Source organism: Pseudonocardia adelaidensis, from assembly GCF_039543345.1.
In the GTDB taxonomy this organism is placed as follows: Bacteria; Actinomycetota; Actinomycetes; order Mycobacteriales; family Pseudonocardiaceae; genus Pseudonocardia; species Pseudonocardia adelaidensis.
The window spans coordinates 15,101-34,974 of record NZ_BAABJO010000029.1; the positions used below are offsets into that span (position 1 = coordinate 15,101).

Sequence of the window (19,874 nt, forward strand, 5' to 3'; positions counted from 1 at the left end):
GGCAGGGTAGCGCGATCAGGTCCGTCGGGGGACCGCGCAGAGCGACGGTTTGGCAACGGGCGGTCCGAACACCGACCCTTGTCGCCGGAAGATCGTCGGGCGCGGCGTGAGACACCCGGGTGCCGGCATGGTGGCTGGCATTCACGATCCCCGGCGGCTAGACCTCGTCGAAGATGCGACCCATGTCGGCCCACACCTCCCGGCGGTAGTGCCGGGTCCAGGCCGCGACGGCGAGGCCGGCGACGGCGATCGCGAGGCAGACCCACGGCACCATCGCGACCTGCAGCACGATGGGGGCGTCGGGCGCGGCGGGCTCGAACGAGTAGTAGAGCCCCCCGACCAGTGCGAGCGCCCCGACCAGCGCGGCGAGCACGCCCGTCACGGCGAACCACGGCTTGCCGCTGCGCCGCCCCTGCGCGGCGCCCGCGATCCCGAGCATCAGGTACACGGCCATGACCAGCGGCGTGCCGACGCCGGCGAGGAAGGTGAAGAGGAACACCCCTCCGGTGAGGCCGCTGTCGACCCCACCGGCCAGCGCCACCTGGCTCTCCCGGCTCGTGAGCAGCACCGACGCGACGGCGAGCAGCACCCAGACGGCGAGGTCGAGCGCGATCGCCCGGTACGGGGTGCCCCACCGCGGGTGCAGCACGCCGAGCCAAGCGGGCAGCACCCGCTCGCGGCCCATCGCGAAGAGCACCCGCGACACCGCGATGTGCACCCCGAGCGCGCAGAACAGGCTGGCCAGCGCCGCGCAGGCCAGCACGACCGCAGCCACCGCCTCGTTCGGGGCGACGGCGGCCAGCCCGGCGACGGACGCCGGCCAGTCGCTCGTGGCCTGCTGCACCCCGAACCCGACCGCCGTGGCGTAGGTGATCACCAGGTAGAACAGCCCGGCCGCGACGATCGACCCGATGATCGCGCGCGGGATGGCGCGGCGCGGGTCGCGGGTCTCCTCCGAGAGCACGGCGCTCGCCTCTGCCCCGGTGAACGACAGCATCGCGAACGACAGCCCGAAGAGCACCCCGGTCCACGACACGCCCGCAGCCGATGGCCAGAACGCCGCGAGGTCGAGGCTGCGGCCCGGGTCGGCCACGGGTGTCGTCCCGTCGATCACGCTGACCGCGGGCGACCCGATGGCGATGACGACCACGGCGACGGCGAGCAGGGCGACCATCGTGACCAGCAGGATCGCGAGCTGGGTGCGGGTGGACGCCTGGATGTCGAACAGGCTCATCAGCGCGATGACGACGAGCCCGGCCAGCGAGAACCAGTACCAGGCCGGGTCGGCGCCGGTGAGCAGCGCGACGAGGCTCGCGGTGAAGAACCCGAACCCCCACAGCACCGCGCCGCCGAGCACCAGGAACGCCGCGGCGTAGCACCACCCGCCGAGGAAGCCGAGCACCTTCCCGCCGCCGCGGGTGATGTAGGTGTACATCGACCCGGCCGAGGACAGCGAGCGCGCGAACATCGCCACGGTGCCGCCGACGGCGAGCATCGCGAGGGTCCCGAGCACGTAGGCCAGCGGCGTCGCGCCGCCCGCCTTCGTCGAGGCGAGGTAGGTGAGGAACGCCCCGGACATCGCGGGCGCGATCACCGACAGGCTCTGGGCGATGACGTCGCGCAGGCCGAGCGTGCGGTGGAAGCCGCCGGTCGTGGTCGCGGGGCTGGTCCCGGGGGTCGCGGTCGCGTCAGTCGCCATCGCCGCCACGCTCCTTCGCCGGGCCGTGCACGTCCGCCGGGCCGGTGTGGCAGTGCGCCGAGGACGCGGGCGGGACGTCGAGCGCGGGGTTGCGGTCGAAGAACCCGACCGGCTTGAGCGTGAAGCCGGTGTGGTCGACGGGCATGACCGGCCAGTCCTCCGGCCGCGGGAAGTGGGTGGTGCCGAAGGTGTGCCAGACGACGATGTCCTCGCCGTCGATCTCGCGGTCGGCCCGCACCCAGGCGGGCAGGCCCGCGCCGCCGGGGTTCTGGTTGACGAAGTCGCCCGCCGGGTAGCGCTGCGCCGGGTCGTAGCGGGTGACCCACAGGTGGTTCGTGGCGAAGGTGGCCCGCGCGTGGATCGAGGAGGCCTCGTCGGCGAGCAGCGTGGCCCGCCCCTCGGGCAGCAGCGCGTAGCCGACGCTCTGGCCGAGCGCGCCCCGCTTCTCCGGGTTGACGACGTGCCAGGTGCGCACGACGGACCCGTCCGCGCGCCGCTGCGCCTGCGACTCCCGGGTCAGGCGGGTACGCCGCTGCCGGAACGCGTTGCCATACGGGTTGCCCTCCCCCATCGGCACGCGCTCGGCCTCCACCTCCTCGACGGCGTTGCGCACGCCGTCGACCGTCATGTCCAGGCGTGCCGAGAAAAGGTGCTGGTGGTACGGCGCGCCCAGCCCCGGCGCCACCTCGGTGGCGTAGTCGTTGCCGCCGTCGGGGTAGGCGGCGGTGAACACGATCCCGGTGGCCTTGACCTCGAGCTGGATGGTGCCGTCGAGGTAGAGGTACCAGTAGAAGCCGTAGTCGTAGTTGCCGATCGGGGTGAAGAACGAGATCACCAGGCGGCGCTGCCGGCGCACCTCCCGGGAGCCGGTGAACATGTCGGAGTGCTTCCAGAGCACACCGGTGTCCTCCTCGTGCATGCAGATCGCGTTGGTGATCGTCTTCGGGTTGCCGAGGTCGTCGGCGATCACGGCGTCGACGTAGTGGATGTCGCCGAGGCAGTCGCAGCCCAGCTGCAGCGAGTCTGCGTAGCGGGCGAACATGTACTCGCCGCAGTCGAAGTAGTTCTGCCAGAACCGCGTCGGGGCCGGGTCGGCGTAGGGCACGACCATCTCCGCGATCGAGGCGCGGTAGCAGACCGGTCGCCCGTCGAAGGCGATCTGGTGCAGGGTGAGGCCCTCGCGCTCGTTGAACCCGATGCGCAGGTCCCACCTGCCCCAGCGCACCCGGCCGTCCTCGACGGTGAAGCTGCGGCCGTCGGGCTGGGTGATCTCGATCGGCTTCAGCGAGTCGAGCGCCGGCCCCTGCACCTGGGGGTCGTCGAAGTTGCCCGAGGTCGCCGGGACCGGGGGCGCGTCGACGTCGACGACGCGGGTCACGCGCCGGTCGGTGAGGTCGACGTAGGCGACGAGGCCGTCGATCGGGTGCGCCCACGGGTGGTCGCGCTCGTGGTCCTGGTGGAAGCCGAAGGAGCGCACGATCCGGCGGCCGACCTCGTCCGGGTGGTCGTACACGCCGGCCGAGAGCGGGACGGCGCGCACCGCGGCCGGGTCGAGACCCCGCCTGCGCAGCGCGGCGGTCCAGCCGTCGTCGGCGTTCAGGATGTCCTCGATCAGCTCGAACTCGGCGTCGATGATCGGCGGCTGGCCGTCGACCGGCGGGTCCAGCTCGCGGGAGGACACCACCTCGCCGCGCGTGGCCGACACCACCGTGTCCCACGACCGCCCGGTCGCGAGGTCGAGGAGCACGGCCCGGAACCGGCGGTCGACCGGTGCGCCGTCGGTGTGGTCGAGCACCTCCGACTTGGGCGGCTCCTCGGGCGCGAAGAACGCGAAGCGGACGGTCTCGGTGAGCAGGCCCGCGGCGACGAGGGTCTCCCGGACCCGGTCGACCTCCGCGCTCGTGGTCATCGCAAGCGGGTGGGTCGGGGTGCTGGTCGCCTCGCGCCGGTCCTCGACGGTGGTCATGCGGATCCTCCCTGCGTCGTTGGCGAGAGCCTGGTCAGGGACGGTCACCGCTGGACGTCGTCGCCGTCAAAGGTGGGTCTCCGCAGCCGCGAAACGCGGCTGTGATCGCTCTCACGCCGCGGGAATCCGGGCTGCCCGATTCTCATTCGACACGTTCCCGCCTGTCGCGGCGGCGGTGGCCGGGTTAGCGTCCGTCCGATCACGGGAGGTGCGTGATGCGGAACGGGCCACTGGCGGCGCTGCGGCACCGCTCGCCGGTGCACGGGCTCGACCGGCGCAACCTCCGCCCCCTCGAAGTGCTCGCGCAGTCCGTGTCCACGGCCGCGCCCGCCGCCGGGATGGCCACCGTCCCGGCGATCGTGGCCACGACCGGGGGCACGGCGACGGTCTGGTCGTTCGTGCTCGCCACCGCGGTGGCGCTCGCCGTCGGGGCCTGCATCGCGACCTTCACGCGCCGGATGGCCGCGGCCGGCTCCCTGTACAGCCTCACCGCGAAGGGGCTCGGCCCCGCTGCGGCGTTCGCGTGCGGGGCCGCGCTGCTCGCCGGGTACGCCGTGCTCCTCATGGCGGTGCTCGCCGGGGCGGCGCTCTACACCGGCGCCCTGCTCAGCAGGCTGGGGTGGAGCCCGCCGTCCGCGGTGGGCGCACTGGCCGTCGTGGTGCTCGCCGCGCTCGCCGCCGCGCTCGTGCTGCGCGGTGTGCGGGTGTCGGCCCGGATCGTGCTCGCGGTCGAGGCGGTCTCCATCGGGCTTATGCTCGTGATCTTCGCGGTGCTGCTGGCCGGTCCGCCTGCGCCGCCCGCACCGGCCGGTGCCGCGCCCGGCTGGAGCCTCGCGGGCGTCGTGGCCGGGGTGCTGCCCGCGATGGGCGCGTTCATCGGGTTCGAGGCCGCCACCACCCTCGGCGTGGAGGCACGGCGGCCGTTCGTCACGGTCCCGCGGGCGGTGCTCGGCACGGCGGGGCTGGTCGGGCTGCTCACCCTGCTCGCCGCCCACACGCAGGTCGTCGGGTTCGCCGGAGCGCTGGGCGGCCAGCCGGAGCCGGTCGTCACCCTCGCCGCGGCGCACGGCACGCCGTGGCTGGCCGTCCTGCTCGACCTCGGCATCGCCACCTCCTTCGTGGCGTGCACCCTCGCCACCACGAACGCGCTGGTCCGCGTGCTGTTCTCGATGGCACGCGACGGGATCGTGCCGCGCCGGATCGGTGTGACGCACCGCCGCTACCGGACCCCCCACGTCGCCATCGCCGTGGCGATCCCCGTCGGCGCGGCGGTGCCCGCGGCGATGTTCATGGCCGGGGTGCCCGGCCTCACGGCGCTGCGCGGGCTGATCAGCGTGGCGACCGCGGGCTACCTCGTCGCGTACCTGCTGGTGGCGCTCGCGGCGCCGTTCTTCCTGCGGCGGATCGGCGAGCTCACCGTCGCACCGTTGATCGTCACCGCCGCCGCCGTGCCGGTCCTCGCCGGGGTCTGCTGCGCCTTCGTCGTCTCGGCGCTCGGCGGCGCGGTGCCGGTCGTGCTCGGCGCGCTCGTGCTCGCGGCGCTCGCCTGGTACGCCGTGCTGCGGGTCCGCAGGCCGCGCGAGCTCGCAGCGATCGGCGTGTACGACGAACCGTCTACGGCCGACGTCCACACCGGGCGCGCCGCGTGACCGGGCTCGACCCGCTCCCGCTCTCGGGCCGCCAGCCCCGGGCCGTCCGCAGCGCACTGGCCGTCCTGGAGGAGGTGGTGGCGGCGGGTCCCGGCGTCACCGCCAAGGAGATCTCCGCCGCGCTCAAGCTGCCGCAGGCCACCACCTACCGCCTGCTCAACCTGCTCGTCGGCGAGGAGTACCTCGTGCGGCTACCCGACCTGCGCGGGTTCGCCCTCGGCCGGCGCGCGGCGCGCCTCGCACTGCCCGTCGTCACGACCCCGCCGACGGCCGCCCGCGCGGTGGTGGAGCACCTGCGCGGGCTCGTCCGCTGGGGCGTGCACCTCGCGTCGTTCACCACCGGGCAGGTCACGCTCGTCGACACCGATCCCGACCACCCCCCGGCCGAGCCGACCCTCATCGCCCGCTACCCGCACGCGTCGGCCCTCGGGAAGCTGCTGCTCGCCGAGCAGCCCGACTGGCGCGCGGTGGCCCGCGACCTGCGCCGCTTCACCGAGCACACCGTCGTCGACGCAGGTGCGCTCGACCGGCAGCTCGCCACCGTCGCCACCAGCGGGCTCGCCCGCCAGTGCGGCGAGCTGCGCCCCGACCGCGGCTGCCTCGCCGTGCCGGTCCGCGGACCGGCAACCGGTGACCTCGTCGCCGGGCTCGCGCTGGCCGGCCCGCCGCACCGGGTGGCGGAGCCGAACGACGAGCTCGTCGCGCTCCTGCGCGAGCACGCCGAGCGGCTGAGCCCCCTGCTCGCTTGACGAGCCCCGCCTCAGGCGTGCGGCACCGCGGCGCCTCGGCCTCGACACCACGCAGGTCGCACACCAACCTGCGTGCCGGCACACCAACTGCAGTTCATGTGTGAGCACCGAAGTCCGTGTGTGAGCGTGCCGGGCGGCGACGCCGGCCTCCACTGTCTGTCGCCTCACCTCCACGTGACTCCGCGGGTTCCGGACAGGAGCATGGAGCCACGTGACGGCCGCCCGCCCCCGCTCCCTGCCCGCGACCGGCTCCCCCGCGGTTCCGGCGGCGCTGCTGATCACCGCGATCCTGCTCCTCGCGCTGAACCTGCGCGGCCCGCTGGTCGCCGTGACCGCGGTGGTCGACCCCATCCGCGCCGACCTCGGGATCGACGCCGCCACCGCCGGGCTCCTCACGAGCCTCCCGGTGCTGTGCTTCGGGCTCGCCACCCCGCTGGCCTCGGCCCTGCTGGCCCGGGTGGGCCTCGCCCGGGGCGTGCTCGTCGCGCTCGGGGTCCTGTTCGCGGGCGTCGTGGTCCGTTCCCTCGACGGGCTGCCGGCCGCGATCACCGGCACGGTGCTGCTCGGGCTGGCGATCACCGCGGGCAACGTGGCGATCCCCGTGGTCATCGGGCGGGACCTGAGCCGGCACGCGGGTGCGGTGCTCGGGGCGTACACCGCGGCGCTCAACGTCGGTTCGATGCTGACCCTGTCGCTGACGGTGCCGATCGCGAACGCCACCGGCTGGCGCGTCGCGCTGGCGAGCTGGGGTGTGCTGGCCGTGGGGTCCGCCGCGGTCTGGTGGTGGGCGACGCGGGGCCCCGAGCCGATGCCGGCGCCCGTCCCGGACGGGCCGGCCACCGCGACGCCGGCGGCCTGGTGGCGCCGCCCGGTCGCCTGGCTGCTGACCGCCGCGTTCGCCGGGCAGGCGTTCGCGTACTACGGCGTGACGGCGTGGCTCCCGCAGCTGCTACGCGACGAGCTCGCGATGCCCGCCGCCACCGCGGGCGCGGCGGCGTCGATCTTCCAGATCGCCGCGCTCGGCGGCGCGTTCGGGGTGCCGGTGCTGCTGCGCTGCACCGGCCCGGTCCCGACCGTCCTCGTCGTGTGCGCGGCGTGGACGACGGTCCCGCTCGGCTTCACCTTCGCGCCGCAGCTGTGGGCGGTCTGGTGCGTCGTCGGCGGGTTCGCCCAGGCGGGTGGGCTGGTCGCGATCTTCTCGCTGATCGTGCGCGTCGCCCGCGACGCGGCGGAGAGCCGGCACTTCTCCGCGCTCGTGCAGGGCGGCGGCTACACGGTGGCCGCGGCCGCGCCGCCGGTGCTGGGCGCCGTCCACTCCGCCACCGGCGGCTGGACGGCACCGCTCCTCGTCGTGCTCGCCGCGATCGCGGTGCTCGCCGTGGCCGGCGTGATCGCGACCAGCGGCGGCCGGACCGCTACCCGGCCCGGCCCCGGCTGACCGCCTCCAGCGCGGCGCGGACGTCCTCCCGGATCTCCGCGGGCATCCGGCCGAGCGCATGGCCCAGCGACATGTGCGGCAGCCACCTGGTCTGGTCGAGCAGGTCGGTCACCTTCGCCTCGTCCCGCGCGCGCACGGCGCCCAGCAGCGCGTCGTACGCCGCCTGGTCGTCGATCACCTCGGCGAGCGGGGTGTCCAGCGTGACCGGCCCCCGTCCGTTGTCCGTGGCCGGTGCCGGGACCTCCCAGCGGTGGGTCCCCGCGCCGACGGCGACCGGCTCGGCGCCGCCGGGAAGGCGCACCGTGGCGGTGGTGTTGGCGGGCACCACGGCGTCGACGACGATCGTGTCCCCGCGCCGCTCCCAGCCCACGGATGCGCGCCCGTACGGCGTCTCGTGCGCGGTGCGCGCCCACTCCAGGCCGGGCAGGGGGTGCGGGGCGATGTCGAGCTCGCGGTAGCCCGGCGCGGCGGGCGCGAGGCCGGCCACCACCCGGTGCAGCCAGTCGGCGATGGCCCCGAACGCGTAGTGGTTGAACGAGGTCATCTGTCCGGGGTTCACCGTGCCGTCGGGGAGCATGCTGTCCCAGCGCTCCCAGATCGTGGTGGCGCCCATCGTCACCGGGTAGAGCCAGGACGGGCACTGCGTCTGCAGCAGCATCCTCGCGGCCGCGTCCAGGTGGCCGGTGCCGGTGAGCGCGTCCTGCACGATCGGGGTGCCGACGAACCCGGTGGCCACCCGGTAGCCGGCCACCCGCACCAGCTCGGCGAGGCGCTCGCCCATCACCCGGCGCTCGCCCGGCTCGGTGACGATGCCGTAGACCAGCGCCATCGCGTAGGCGGTCTGGGTGTCGGACATCATCCGCCCGGCCGGCGTGACGTACTCGCGCACGAACGCGGCCCGCACGTCCTCGGCCACCTTCCGGTAGTGCGCGGCGTCGTCCTCGCGGCCCAGCAGCGCGGCGGCACGGGCGAGCAGGTCGGTGGAGCGGAACAGGTGTGCGCTCGCGACGAGGTCCGGGTCGGTGCTGGCGTCGCCGGGGCGCTCCGGCGGGGCCGCCGGGTCGAGCCAGTCGCCGAACTGGAAGCGGCCCTCCCACAGCAGCCGGGGCCCGGCCAGCGCGAGCAGCACCTCCACCCAGTCGCGCATGCTGTCGTACTGGGCGGCCAGCACCCCGCGGTCACCGAAGCGCTCGTACAGCACGTGCGGGATCACGGTGGCGGCGTCGCCCCACGCCGCGGCCGGGGTGGCGGCGCGCTCGAGGACGTTCGGGACGATGAACGGCACCACGCCGTCCTGCACGCGCTGTTCCAGCGCGAGGTCGGTGAGCCACGAGGACAGGAAGCCGTCGCAGTCGAACAGGTAGGTGGCGGTCGGCGAGAAGACCTGGATGTCGCCGGTCCACCCGAGCCGCTCGTCGCGCTGCGGGCAGTCGGTGGGCACGTGCAGGAAGTTGCCCCGCATCCCCCACACCACGTTCTCGTGCAACCGGTCGACCAGTTCGGACGAGCTCTCGAACCACCCCGTCCGGCGCATGTCGGTGTGCACCACGACCGCGACGACGTCCGCCGGGTCCAGCTCACCGGGCCAGCCCTCGACCTGCACGTAGCGGAACCCGTGGAACGTCGAGCGGGGTTCCCAGGTCTGCGGGCCGCCGCCGGCGAGGGTGATGCGGTCGGTGGCCTCGGCCCGGCGCAGCGGCCGGGTGCACAGCTCCCCGTGTTCGAGGACCTCGGCGTGGCGCAGCACGATCTCCTGCCCGCGCTCACCCGCGACGGTGATCCGCAGCCACCCGACGACGTTCTGGCCGAAGTCGAGGACGGTGGCCCCGCTCGGCGTGGTGAGCACCTCCCGGACCGGCACCTCCTGGGTGCGCCGGGCCGCCGGGGAGTTGCGGGCCTCGGGCACGAGGCTCGTCTCGTCCACCCGCACCGGCGCCCACCCCGAGTCGTCGAACCCGGGCGCCGACCAGCCGGGCAGCGCGCGCCGGGCGTCGAACGACTCCCCCGCGTAGATGCCGCCCGCCGTGATCGGCCCCTCGGCCGTCGCGCGCCAGTCCGGGCCGCTCGCCACGGTCTCGGTGCCCCCGTCCGCGTACTCGATCACCAGCTGGACGGCGACCGCGGGCTGCGCCCCGTAGTGCAGCTCCGCGTTCCGGAAGCCGAAGCGCTCGCAGTACCACCCGCCCGAGAGCCAGACCCCCACCGCGTTGTCGCCGTCGGCGAGCAGCGCCGTGACGTCGGTCGTCTCGTGCAGCAACCGCTGCTCGTACGCCGTCCAGCCCGGCTTGAGCACCTCGTCGTCCACCTCACGGCCGTTGACCTCGACCTGGTAGACGCCGTGCGCCGTGGCGTACAGGGTGGCGCGGCGCACCGGGCCGTCGACCGTGAAACCGGCCCGCACGAGCGCGGGTTGCGCGTGCCCGGCCGGGTCGGCGAGCCCGACGAGCCTCGCCACCCATCCGCCATCGGGCAGGAAGCCGGCCGCGATCTCGTGCGGCTCGCTCCACTCCGACCTCGCCCCGTCCTCGCCGGTGACGCGGACCCGGACGCTGTGCACGCTGCCGGCCGCGAGGGGTTCGAACGGCCAGTCGACCAGCACCGAGTCGCGCCCGTCGAGCCGCACGCTCGCGCCGCCGTCCAGCTCGACCTCGGCGCCGGCCTGGAGCCACCCGGGGCTGTCGGACTCGGTCACCCAGGACAGGCGCGGGCGCGGGGTGGCGACGGTGGTCCTGTCGGTGGCGTGCTCGGCGGTGATCCGGACGACGGACGGCACAGGTTCTCCCTTGTGGATTTCAGCCCTTGATGGCGCCGGCGGTCATGCCGGCGACGATCTGGCGGTTGAAGAACAGGTACATCACCAGCGGGGGGATGGTGATGAGGAGGATGTTCATGAAGAGCAGGTTGTACTGGGTCTCGTACTGGCTCTGGAAGTTGTAGAGCGTGAGCTGCACCGTGGCGTTCTGCTCGCCGGGCAGGAAGTACAGCGGGTGGGTGAAGTCGTTGAACACCACCACCGACTGCACGACGACCACGGTGACTGCCACCGGGCGCAGCAGCGGGAAGATCACGCGGAAGAACAGCCGTAGCGGGCCGGCGCCGTCGATGATCGCGGCCTCGTCCAGCTCCCGCGGCACCGTGGCGATGAACGCCCGGAACAGCAGGATCGAGAACGACATCCCGTACGCGACCTCGACCAGGATCAGCCCGGGCATGGTCCGGAACAGGCCCAGCCCCTGCAGCACCCAGATCGTGGGCACGACGGCGGGCGGGATGATCAGCCCGGACAGCACGAGGAAGTTGACGAACCCGGTCCAGCGGCTCGGGCGCCGCTGCAGCACGAAACCGACCATCGCCGCGATGATCACCATGATCGCCACGCTGGAGACGGTGAGGATCGTGCTGTTGATGAACGCGATGATGAGGATGTAGTCGCGCGCCTGCAGCGCATCGCGCAGGTTGTCCAGCAATGCGATCTGCGTGGGCCATGTGAACTCCAGCAGGCCCGCTTCCTGCTGCGTCTTCATCGCGGTGACCAGGATGAACGCGAACGGGATGATGAACACCACGCCGAAGGCGAGTATCGCGGCCGTGCCGAGCCAGTACCTGGTCGCGGTTCTCACAACTCCACCTCCTTGCGGTTCAGGAACCGCGAGAGCGGCAGGACGATCGCGGTGACCAGCACGAACAGCAGCACGTTCCCGGCGGTGGACAGGCCGTAGAACCCGGCCTGGTACTGCTTGTAGATCACCGAGGCGATCACGTCGGAGGTGAAGCCGGGTCCGCCGCGCGTCATCGCCCAGATCAGGTCGAACGACCGCAGGCCGCCGATCAGCGACAGGATGATCACGGTGACGGTCGCGGGCCGCGCCAGCGGCAGCAGCACGTGCCGGAACTGCTGCAACGGCCCGGCGCCGTCCACCCGTGCCGCCTCGAAGTACTCCTGGGGGATCGAGACGATGCCGGCGATGTAGATCACGGTGGCCAGCCCGACGCCCTTCCAGACGTCGACCAGCGCCACCGACAGCAGCGCGAGGGACGGGTCGGTGAGCCAGCCCGGCCCGTGGATCCCGATGGCGGCGAGCGCCTCGTTGATCGGGCCGCCGAAGGGGTCCATGAGTGCCTGGAAAGTGATCCCGACGCCGATCGTGCTGACCAGCACCGGGAAGAACACCACCGAGCGCAGGAACCCACGGGCGATGATCTGCGAGGTCAGCAGCACGCCGAGCAGCAGGCCCAGCACGACCTTGAGCCCCGACGTGACGACGCCGTAGACGATCGTGTTGACCAGGCCCGTCACGAGGGCCGGTTCGCGGAAGAACTGGACGAAGTTGTCCATCCCGATGAACTCGAACTCGAACAGGCTCCAGCGGGTGAGGCTGAAGTAGAACGAGGCGAACGTCGGGACCAGGAAGAAGATCGTGTAGATGATCGCGGCCGGCAGGTAGAACCACGTCGGGTAGGGGCTGCGCGGCCTGCGCCCCGCGGGCGGGGAGTGCGCCGCCCCGGTGGGGGCGGCGCTGCTCCTCGTGGTGGTGATGGCCATCTGGTCGCTCTCCGGGTGGGCCGCCGCTAGTCCCACCCGGGCAGCCCGAGCTGCTGGGCCTGCTTGCGGACGTCCTGGTCGTACAGGGCGGCGCCGTCGGCGGCCGAGCGGATGCCGGAGCCGACCTCGACCGTGATCTGCTCCAGGGCCGGGCCCTTGATCGGCGACAGGAACTCCAGCGCGGGGCTGTAGGTCCCGGCGTCGATGTAGGTCTGGAAGTCCTTCGTGGCCGGGAGGACGTCGGCGGGGAGCGTGCACCCGTCCACCGCGTACGGGCCGGTGGGTGTGGCTCCGTCGGACTGCGCGTCGCAACCCGCCGGGCTCGCGATGAACGCCTCGAGCTTCTTGGCGGCGTCCAGCTTCGCGCCCTCGGTGGTCTTCGGGATGTAGACCCCGTTCGGGGACCACACGGTCAGCCCGTTCTTCGCGGGGTCGTCACCGGGGATCGGGAAGATGCCGATGTCCTTGGCGCCCTCGGGGGACGCGGCGGTGAGGGTGGGGATGCCGTTGGTGAGCATCGGGTAGTGCGCGCCCTCGCCGTCGCCGAGCTTCCGCATGCCCTCCTCCATCTTGGCGGTGGGGAAGTCCTCGTTGTAGTAGCCGAGGTCGTGCAGCTGCTGCAGGTGCTCCCAGCCCTTGAGCGCCGCGGGGGACGAGGCGTACTTCGCCTGGCCCGCGGTGTAGCGCTCGGCGAAGTCCGGCTCCGCGGCCGCGACGTTGTGGAAGTCGCCGAGGACGAACAGCTGGGAGGTGTAGGTCTCGCCGTAGGTCTGGATGACCGGGACGGTGCCCGCGGCCTTGATCGCGGCGTTGTTCGCCATGAACGCGTCCCACGTGCGCGGGATCTGCAGGCCGAGGTCGGCGTAGATCTTCTTGTTGTAGAGGATCGCGCCGGTCAGCTGGGGCCCGAACGGGGCGCCGTAGACCTGCTCACCCGCGGAGACGACCCGCTTGAAGTTCTGCTCGAGCGCACCGACCCACGGCTGGTCGGTGAGCGGCGTGAGGTTCTGCTCCGGGCCGATGGCCTGGAACAGCGAGCCGGAGTTGTAGACGAACAGGTCGGCCATGTCGCCGGTGGCCAGCCGGGTCTTGACGATGTTGTCGCCCTCGGACCCGCTGGGCCGGGTCTCGACGTTCACGGTGATGCCGGGGTTCTGCGCCATGAACGCCTTGGCCACGCTCTCCGCGGCGTTCACCGTGCTCTGGTTGCTGCCGACGAGGAAGGTCAGCGAGACCCCATCCCCACCGCCGCTGGAACCGAGGCTGCCGGCGCTGCATCCGGCGAGGGCCAGCGCGACGCCGGCCGCGAGCGCGATCACCCGCAGGTGACGGCGCGAGGATGTCTGCTTCCTCATCAGGACCTCTTTGTCGGGACGGGAATTAAAACGTTTCAGACGCTGCGGCGACCCTATGGGCGCATGTGACCTCCGTCAAGTCGAACCTTCGGCGCCGCAGCCGGGAACGATCAGTAGTGAAAGGTTTCACCGCTGGTCGGCGGCGGACCAGCCCGTCCATCGCGTCGGCGTGACCACGAGGAGCGCGCCCGCCGGCGGCGCCGCCGCGTACGGCGGGTACTTCGCGGCCAGCGCGGCGAGCGCCCGCTCGCGCAGCTCCCCGCCGTCGTGCACCGCCGCGGTGCCGTCGACACGCACCCACCACAGCGCCGACCAGTCGTCCGCGTAGTGGTCCACGACGAGGCCGACCCGCGGGTCGCGCGCGACGTCGGCCAGGCGCGCGAGCCGGGTGGTGGTCTTCGGCTTGACCTCGTCCACCGCCGAGCAGACGAGCCCGTCGATCAGCACGAAGGTGATCGGCACCAGCCGCGGCGTGCCGTCGGGGCGCAAGGTGGCCAGCCGGGCCACCGGGGCGGCGGCGAACCGGGACCGGGTCGTCTCGGGATCGAGCGCGGGCACCTCCAGAGTGTCGCGCGAGCATGCGCCGGCGGCGAGCAGGCGGGCCCGCGCTTCGCCGACCGCCCCGGGTCCGCCCCGTTCCTGAGTAGGCTCCGGGTGCATGGCTCCTCCTCCCGCCGTGGCCGTCGCACCGGGTGTCTTCCGCATCCCGACCGTCGGGTCGTGGGCCGTCAACTCGTTCGCGCTCGTCGACGACGACGGCTCCGTCACGCTCGTCGACGCCGGCCTCGACCGCGCACCCGCGCGGATCGTCGCCGGGCTGGCCGCACTCGGGAAGCGGCCCGCGGACGTGCAGCGGATCGTGCTGACCCACGCCCACCTCGACCACGCCGGCGGGGCGCAGGAGATGGCGGCCCGCACCGGCGCCCCGGTGGCCGTCCACGCCGAGGACGCCGGGTTCGCCGAGGCCGGCACGAGCCCGCCGAACGACCGCTCGTACGCGATCGGACGGATCTTCGCCCGGCTGCAGAACGGCCGGTTCCCGCCGGTGCCGGTGGGCGAGAAGCTCGTGGACGGCCAGCTGCTCGACGTCGCGGGCGGGCTGCGGGTGGTGGCGACGCCCGGCCACTCCCCCGGGCACATCTCGCTCCTGCACGAGCCCACCCGCACGCTGATCACCGGCGACGCGATCTTCAACGTGCTCGGCATGCGCTACCCGCCCCGGTTCTTCTGCACCGACTTCCGGATGACCAGGCGCACCGCGCACGTCCTGGGCGAGCTCGAGTACGACCGCGTGGGCTTCACCCACGGCCCGGACATCGTCGACGGCGCGCGGGAGGCGGTGCGCCGGTTCCTCGCACGGACGGTCAAGCCGCACACCCCGGAGTAGCCACGCGCCGCCGTGCCGTGGCCGGCCCCCGGCGGCGGCGCGCTCCAGGCGGGTGACCAAGGCAGATGGCCGCTCCCAGAGATCGAGCCACCACCATCTGCCCTTGATCGAACATCCGGGCCGCGCCGGGCGCGACCGCCCGGCCCGGCCCGGCCCGGTCCGGTCCGGCTAGGAGCGCCCGGCCGAGCCCTCGATCAGGCCCCGGATGTAGCCGACGGCGTACAGCCGCCCGAGCACCCCGTACCCCGCCTGCGCGCCCACCTCGCCGTGCAGCGTGGGCACGTGGTCCGAGCGCATCAGGCCGTCGAACCCGATGCCGCGGTAGGCGTCGATGCAGGCCCGCATGTCGGTGGGCCCGGCGTCGTGCCAGGTCTCGACGTAGCTGTCGACCGTGCCCTCCACGTCCCGGAAGTGCACGAAGAAGATCTTCCCGCTGTCCCCGATCTCGCGGATCGTCGCGGGGAGGTCCTCGGTCATGAGCCGGAAGTTGCCCTGGCAGAACGTGATGCCGTTCATCGGGCTGTCGGAGATCTCGAGCAGCCGCCGGAACCCGTCGACGCTCGACATGATGCGCCCGATGCCGCCGAGCGGCGAGATCGGCGGGTCGTCCGGGTGCATGGCGAGCCGCACCCCCGCCTCCTCGGCGACGGGCAGCACCCGGGCGAGGAAGTACTCCAGGTTCTCCCAGAGCTGCTCCTCGGAGATCGTGCCGAGCGGAGGCGGCGGCCCGGCCTCGAACACGGCCCGGTCGAACCCGGTGACGGTGGACCCGCCGCGCGACTGGATCGCGGTGCTCGTGCGCACCCAGTTGCGGTCGGTCATCCACTCGTAGCACCAGACCGGGATCCCGAGCCTGCCCATGTTGCGCAGCAGGGTGCAGACGTTCTCGATCTCCTCGTCACGACCGGGCAGGCCCCGCTTGGCGAGGTTGAACGGCGGGCGCCACTCGATCACGCCGAGGTCGAAGCCGTTGCGCTCGTAGAGGTCCTTCGTACGGACCATCGGGAGGTAGTCCCACGGCGCCTCGTGCCCCGGCTGCGGCCGGGGGTCGCCGGGCAGCGTGCCCACCGCGTCGGTGACGCCCGCCTGGCGCATCAGCGGCCAGAGGCTCCCGTCGGCCCGGTCGGCCGGCAGCATCTCCGCGATCCTCATCGATCCCCTCCCCGTTCCGCTACCCGGAACGTGCTTCCGTTTCCGATGGCCTGACCGTACCGCCGATCACCAGCCGCCGGAGCCGGGCGGGAGGTGGCCGAGGTCCGCGCTGATCGCTCGGGCGGTGCGGAGGAGCTCCGGCAGCAGGGACCGGATCGCGTCCTCGGTCAGCCGGCTGCTGGGCGAGGTCAGCGACAGCGTCGCGACGAGGTCGGCGCCGGCCGCCCGGATCGGCGCGGAGAGCGTGCTCACGCCCGGCAGCGTCTCCTCGACGGCGACGGCGTACCCCTGCGCGCGGACGTTCTGGACATCGGCGAACAACGCCGCAGGCTCGGGTGGGTTGATCGGGGTGATCTCGCTCGGGTCGTGCTGGTCGAGGATCCGGCGGATGTCCTCGTCCGGGCGGGCGGCGAGGAACAACCGGCTCGGCGCACCGCTCCAGAGCGGCAGCGGCCGGCCGATGTCGAAGGTCGCGCGCAGCTCCGAGACGCTCTCCAGCTGCTCGATGTGCATCATCTGGTCGCCGCCGAAGGCGACCGTGAGGCCGACGGTCTCGCCCGCGGCGTCGCGCAGCCGGCCCATGTGCGGGAGCGCGGCCTGGCGCAGGTTCAGCCGGCGCTGGTAGGCGACGCCGAGCGCGAGCGTGCGCGGCCCCAGCCGGTACCGCTGGGTCACCGGGTCCTGGCCGGCGAGATCGGTGTCGACCAGCTCGCGGAGCAGCCTCTGCACGGTCGACTTGGACAGCCCGGCCCGGTCGGCGACCTGCCTGATGCTCAGGGCGTCGTCGGAGACGCGCAGCACCTCCAGCACCTGCACGGCGCGGCGCAGCAGTTCGCTCACTTCCGTCCCCGCCCCCTTGACACCCGCCCTCGACGGCACGCACGATCACCGTCCTACAGAACGGGTCAGCTGTCCCGCGAAACGGGACACTACTCCTCACTCCGGGAGGTCCGCAATGGTGCGCCACCGAGAGGGTTCCGGCGAAGGCTCGGGCCCGGCCCACATCCGGGAGATCGCGGGAGCCAGCCTCATCGGCACCGTCGTCGAGTGGTACGACTTCTTCCTCTACGGGACGATGGCCGCGCTGGTCTTCAACTCCGAGTTCTTCCCGGTGGTCAGCCCGCTGCTGGGCACGATGATCGCGTTCGGGACGTTCGCGGCCGGCTTCGTCACGCGACCGCTGGGCGGGATCGTCTTCGGGCACTTCGGCGACCGGCTGGGCCGCAAGCAGATGCTCGTGCTCACGATGATGATCATGGGCGGGGCCACGTTCGTGATGGGGTTGCTGCCGACGTACGCCCAGATCGGGATGTGGGCGCCGGTCCTGCTGCTCGTGCTGCGGATGTTGCAGGGCATCGGGCTGGGCGGCGAGTGGGGCGGCGCCGCGGTGATGGCCGTCGAGCACGCGCCCGCGCAGCACCGCGGCCTCTACAGCAGCTGGCCGCAGATGGGTGTGCCGATCGGGCTGCTGCTGTCCACGGGCGTGGTCACCGCGGTCGGGTGGCTGGGCCACGACGCGCTGGTCGCATGGGCCTGGCGGATCCCGTTCCTGCTCTCCGCCGTGCTCATCGCGGTCGGCCTGTTCATCCGGCTGCGCATCGCCGAACCGCCCGCGTTCGAGGCGATCAAGGAGGCGGGCGAGCAGGCGACGACCCCGTTGCTCGAGGTGCTGCGCCGGCACCCCCGCACCACGCTGCTCGCCATCGGCGCGCGCTTCAGCGAGAGCGTCACGTTCAACATCTACAACGCGTTCCTGCTCACCTACACGACGCTCGTGCTCGGCCTCCCCAGCAGCGTGGTGCTGCAGGGCCTGCTGGTGGCCGCCCTGGTCGGCATGGTCGTCATCCCGCTGGCCGGAGCGCTGTCCGACCGGATCGGGCGGCGTCCGGTCTACCTCGCGGGCGCGCTCGTCGCACTGCTGACCGCGTTCCCGCTCTTCATGCTGGTCGACACCCGCGACACGTCGCTGATCTGGATCGCCCTCGTCATCGGCTGGGGCATCGCGGCCTGCGGGATGTACGGACCGCAGGCGGCGTTCTTCGCCGAGCTGTACCCCACGCGCGTGCGCTACAGCGGCATGTCGGTGGTCTACCAGGTGGGTGTGCTGCCCTCCGGTGCCGTCGCGCCGCTCGTCGGCACCGCGCTCGTCGCGGCCTCCGGCGGTGCGTCCTGGCCGGTCGCCGCGTACGTCGCGGTGATCGCGCTGATCACCGTGGTGTCGCTGCTGCTGTCCCCGGAGACACGCCGGCGCGCCCTCGACGCCGACACGCCCGACTCCGCCCGCGCCCGCTGAACCGAGAAGGAGACCCGCATGGCCCGCCGCCCCGACATCCTGCTGATCCTGGCCGACGACATGGGCTTCTCGGACATCGGCTGCTACGGCGGCGAGATCGAGACACCCGCGCTGGACCGGCTCGGCCGCGGGGGCGTCCGGTTCACGCAGTTCTACAACACCGCCCGGTGCAGCCCCTCCCGCGCCTCGCTGCTCACCGGCCTGCACCCGCACCAGGTCGGCGTCGGCATCCTCAACTTCGACGACTCCCCCGACGGCTACCCGGGCAACCTGTCCGAGCAGTGCGTCACGGTCGCCGAGGCGCTGCGCGCGGCGGGGTACGGCACCTACCTGAGCGGCAAGTGGCACCTGGCCAGCGACATGGACACGCCCAACGGTGCGTGGCCGACCCGCCGCGGCTTCGACCACGTCTACGGGACCCTCGAGGGCGCGGGCTCGTACTACCAGCCTCGCACCCTGAAGCGCGACGAGCGCAACGTCGAGGACGAGGGCCTCTCGGACGACTTCTTCTACACCGACGCGATCAGCGACAACGCGGTGCGCTTCGTCTCCGAGCACGACCGGGACCGCGGTGACGACCCGCTGTTCCTCTACCTCGCCTACACCGCGCCGCACTGGCCGCTGCACGCGCACGAGGAGGACGTCGCGAAGTACCGCGGCCGGTTCGACAAGGGCTGGGAGCGGCTGCGCGAGGAACGGCTCGACCGGCTCGTCGGCGAGGGGATCATGGAGTCCGGATCGCGCCTGTCCGACCCGGACCCCCGGGTGCCCGCCTGGGACTCGCGGGAGGACCAGGAGTGGGAGGCGCGGCGGATGGAGGTCTACGCCGCGCAGGTCGACCGCATGGACCAGGGCATCGCACGGGTGCTCGCCCGGCTCGAGGAGCTCGGCAGGCTCGACGACACGATCGTGGTCTTCCTCTCCGACAACGGCGGGTGCGCCGAGGAGCTGCCGCCGGAGACGGCCATGGAGTTCGTCACCGCGTTCGTGCCGATGAAGATGACCACCCGCGAGGGCGAGGACGTCGTACCCGGCAACCACCCCGGCCTCATGCCGGGACCGGAGACGACGTACCAGACCTACGGGCGCGCCTGGGCCAACCTGTCCAACACGCCGTTCCGGGAGTACAAGCACTGGGTGCACGAGGGCGGCATCTCGACCCCGTTCATCGTCCACTGGCCGGCCGGGCTCGCCGGCGCCGACGCGGTGTGCACGGCGCCGTCCCAGCTGGTCGACGTGCTGCCCACCCTGCTCGACGCGGCCGGCGCCACCTACCCGGACCAGCGGGACGGCCACCCGGTGCCGCCCGCGGAAGGACGCAGCCTGCTGCCGCTGCTGCGGGGTGAGGTGGTCGAGGACCGGACGCTGTGCTGGGAGCACGAGGGCAACAGCGCCGCCCGCCGGGGCCGCTGGAAGCTGGTGCGCAAGCACGGCCGGCCGTGGGAGCTCTACGACATCGAGGCCGACCGGGCGGAGCACGACGACCTCGCAGGCGAGCACCCCGGTCTCGTCGCCGACCTGGCGGGGGCCTACGAGGAGTGGGCGCGGCGCTGCGGCGTCATCCCGCGCGAGCGGGTTCTCGAGCTGTACCGCAGGCGGGGGCACGGCCTGCCGGAGGAGTGACCGGCGCGCACCGGACCGTC

The 19,874-nt window shown here is 72.9% G+C and carries 15 protein-coding genes; 6 read left to right on the plus strand and 9 right to left on the minus strand.

The genetic code is table 11. The features are described 5' to 3' along the window. Nucleotides 1-157: 157 nt before the first annotated feature. Together ABEA81_RS30600 and ABEA81_RS30605 are read right to left on the minus strand one after the other, a co-directional pair. A complete protein-coding gene (locus ABEA81_RS30600; RefSeq protein WP_345609789.1) occupies nucleotides 158-1,699 on the minus strand; it encodes an APC family permease in 1,542 nt (513 codons plus the stop codon). Further along, nucleotides 1,689-3,665, minus strand: coding sequence for a primary-amine oxidase (locus tag ABEA81_RS30605; RefSeq protein ID WP_345609791.1), 1,977 nt, complete (start codon nucleotides 3,663-3,665; stop codon nucleotides 1,689-1,691). Before ABEA81_RS30605 ends, ABEA81_RS30600 begins: the two co-directional genes overlap by 11 nt. A gap of 215 nt (nucleotides 3,666-3,880) precedes the next feature. Here ABEA81_RS30605 and ABEA81_RS30610 point away from each other — a divergent pair, with 215 nt between their 5' ends. The 3 genes from ABEA81_RS30610 to ABEA81_RS30620 all read left to right on the plus strand — a co-directional run bounded on the left by ABEA81_RS30610 (nucleotide 3,881) and on the right by ABEA81_RS30620 (nucleotide 7,501). After that, complete coding sequence (locus ABEA81_RS30610) at nucleotides 3,881-5,314, plus strand: APC family permease (RefSeq protein ID WP_345609793.1); 1,434 nt, start codon at nucleotides 3,881-3,883, stop codon at nucleotides 5,312-5,314. Further along, the gene (locus ABEA81_RS30615; protein WP_345609795.1) at nucleotides 5,311-6,063 is read left to right on the plus strand and encodes an IclR family transcriptional regulator; all 753 of its coding nucleotides are present in this window, start codon (nucleotides 5,311-5,313) and stop codon (nucleotides 6,061-6,063) included. The genes ABEA81_RS30610 and ABEA81_RS30615 overlap by 4 nt, the downstream gene beginning before the upstream one ends. Nucleotides 6,064-6,274: 211 nt before the next feature. Beyond that, entirely contained in the window at nucleotides 6,275-7,501 is a 1,227-nt protein-coding gene (locus tag ABEA81_RS30620; protein ID WP_345609796.1) for an MFS transporter, read from the plus strand. Here ABEA81_RS30620 and ABEA81_RS30625 read toward each other — a convergent pair. From ABEA81_RS30625 to ABEA81_RS30645, 5 genes are all read right to left on the minus strand, one after another. Next, complete coding sequence (locus tag ABEA81_RS30625; RefSeq protein ID WP_345609798.1) at nucleotides 7,479-10,274, minus strand: glycoside hydrolase family 78 protein; 2,796 nt, start codon at nucleotides 10,272-10,274, stop codon at nucleotides 7,479-7,481. The two genes, ABEA81_RS30620 and ABEA81_RS30625, sit on opposite strands and share 23 nt — an antisense overlap. A 19-nt stretch (nucleotides 10,275-10,293) precedes the next feature. Next, complete coding sequence (locus ABEA81_RS30630) at nucleotides 10,294-11,121, minus strand: carbohydrate ABC transporter permease (RefSeq protein WP_345609800.1); 828 nt, start codon at nucleotides 11,119-11,121, stop codon at nucleotides 10,294-10,296. Continuing rightward, on the minus strand, nucleotides 11,118-12,080 hold the full coding sequence (locus ABEA81_RS30635; protein ID WP_345609802.1) for a carbohydrate ABC transporter permease: 963 nt from the start codon (nucleotides 12,078-12,080) through the stop codon (nucleotides 11,118-11,120). The genes ABEA81_RS30630 and ABEA81_RS30635 overlap by 4 nt, the downstream gene beginning before the upstream one ends. Next, nucleotides 12,071-13,399 carry an ABC transporter substrate-binding protein gene (locus tag ABEA81_RS30640; protein WP_345609804.1) on the minus strand — a complete coding sequence of 443 codons (1,329 nt, stop codon included), beginning with the start codon at nucleotides 13,397-13,399 and terminating at the stop codon, nucleotides 12,071-12,073. Before ABEA81_RS30640 ends, ABEA81_RS30635 begins: the two co-directional genes overlap by 10 nt. A 126-nt stretch (nucleotides 13,400-13,525) precedes the next feature. Next, nucleotides 13,526-13,957, minus strand: a complete 432-nt coding sequence (locus tag ABEA81_RS30645) for a TIGR03668 family PPOX class F420-dependent oxidoreductase (protein ID WP_345609806.1) — start codon at nucleotides 13,955-13,957, stop codon at nucleotides 13,526-13,528. A gap of 100 nt (nucleotides 13,958-14,057) precedes the next feature. Here ABEA81_RS30645 and ABEA81_RS30650 point away from each other — a divergent pair, with 100 nt between their 5' ends. Beyond that, complete coding sequence (locus ABEA81_RS30650) at nucleotides 14,058-14,786, plus strand: MBL fold metallo-hydrolase (RefSeq protein ID WP_345609808.1); 729 nt, start codon at nucleotides 14,058-14,060, stop codon at nucleotides 14,784-14,786. A 168-nt stretch (nucleotides 14,787-14,954) separates the two neighbouring features. Here the strand turns inward: ABEA81_RS30650 and ABEA81_RS30655 are convergent, their stop codons facing one another. Together ABEA81_RS30655 and ABEA81_RS30660 are read right to left on the minus strand one after the other, a co-directional pair. Further along, nucleotides 14,955-15,938, minus strand: coding sequence for a mannonate dehydratase (locus tag ABEA81_RS30655; RefSeq protein ID WP_345609810.1), 984 nt, complete (start codon nucleotides 15,936-15,938; stop codon nucleotides 14,955-14,957). Nucleotides 15,939-16,004: 66 nt separating this feature from the next. Then, nucleotides 16,005-16,778, minus strand: a complete 774-nt coding sequence (locus ABEA81_RS30660; RefSeq protein WP_345609812.1) for an IclR family transcriptional regulator — start codon at nucleotides 16,776-16,778, stop codon at nucleotides 16,005-16,007. 115 nt (nucleotides 16,779-16,893) lie between these two features. On the opposite strand from ABEA81_RS30660, the gene ABEA81_RS30665 reads away from it, so the two are divergent. Together ABEA81_RS30665 and ABEA81_RS30670 are read left to right on the plus strand one after the other, a co-directional pair. Further along, entirely contained in the window at nucleotides 16,894-18,231 is a 1,338-nt protein-coding gene (locus tag ABEA81_RS30665; protein ID WP_345609814.1) for an MFS transporter, read from the plus strand. 18 nt (nucleotides 18,232-18,249) lie between these two features. Beyond that, nucleotides 18,250-19,854 (plus strand): arylsulfatase, encoded by a 1,605-nt coding sequence (locus ABEA81_RS30670; protein WP_345609816.1) that lies wholly within the window; start codon nucleotides 18,250-18,252, stop codon nucleotides 19,852-19,854. Nucleotides 19,855-19,874: the final 20 nt, after the last annotated feature.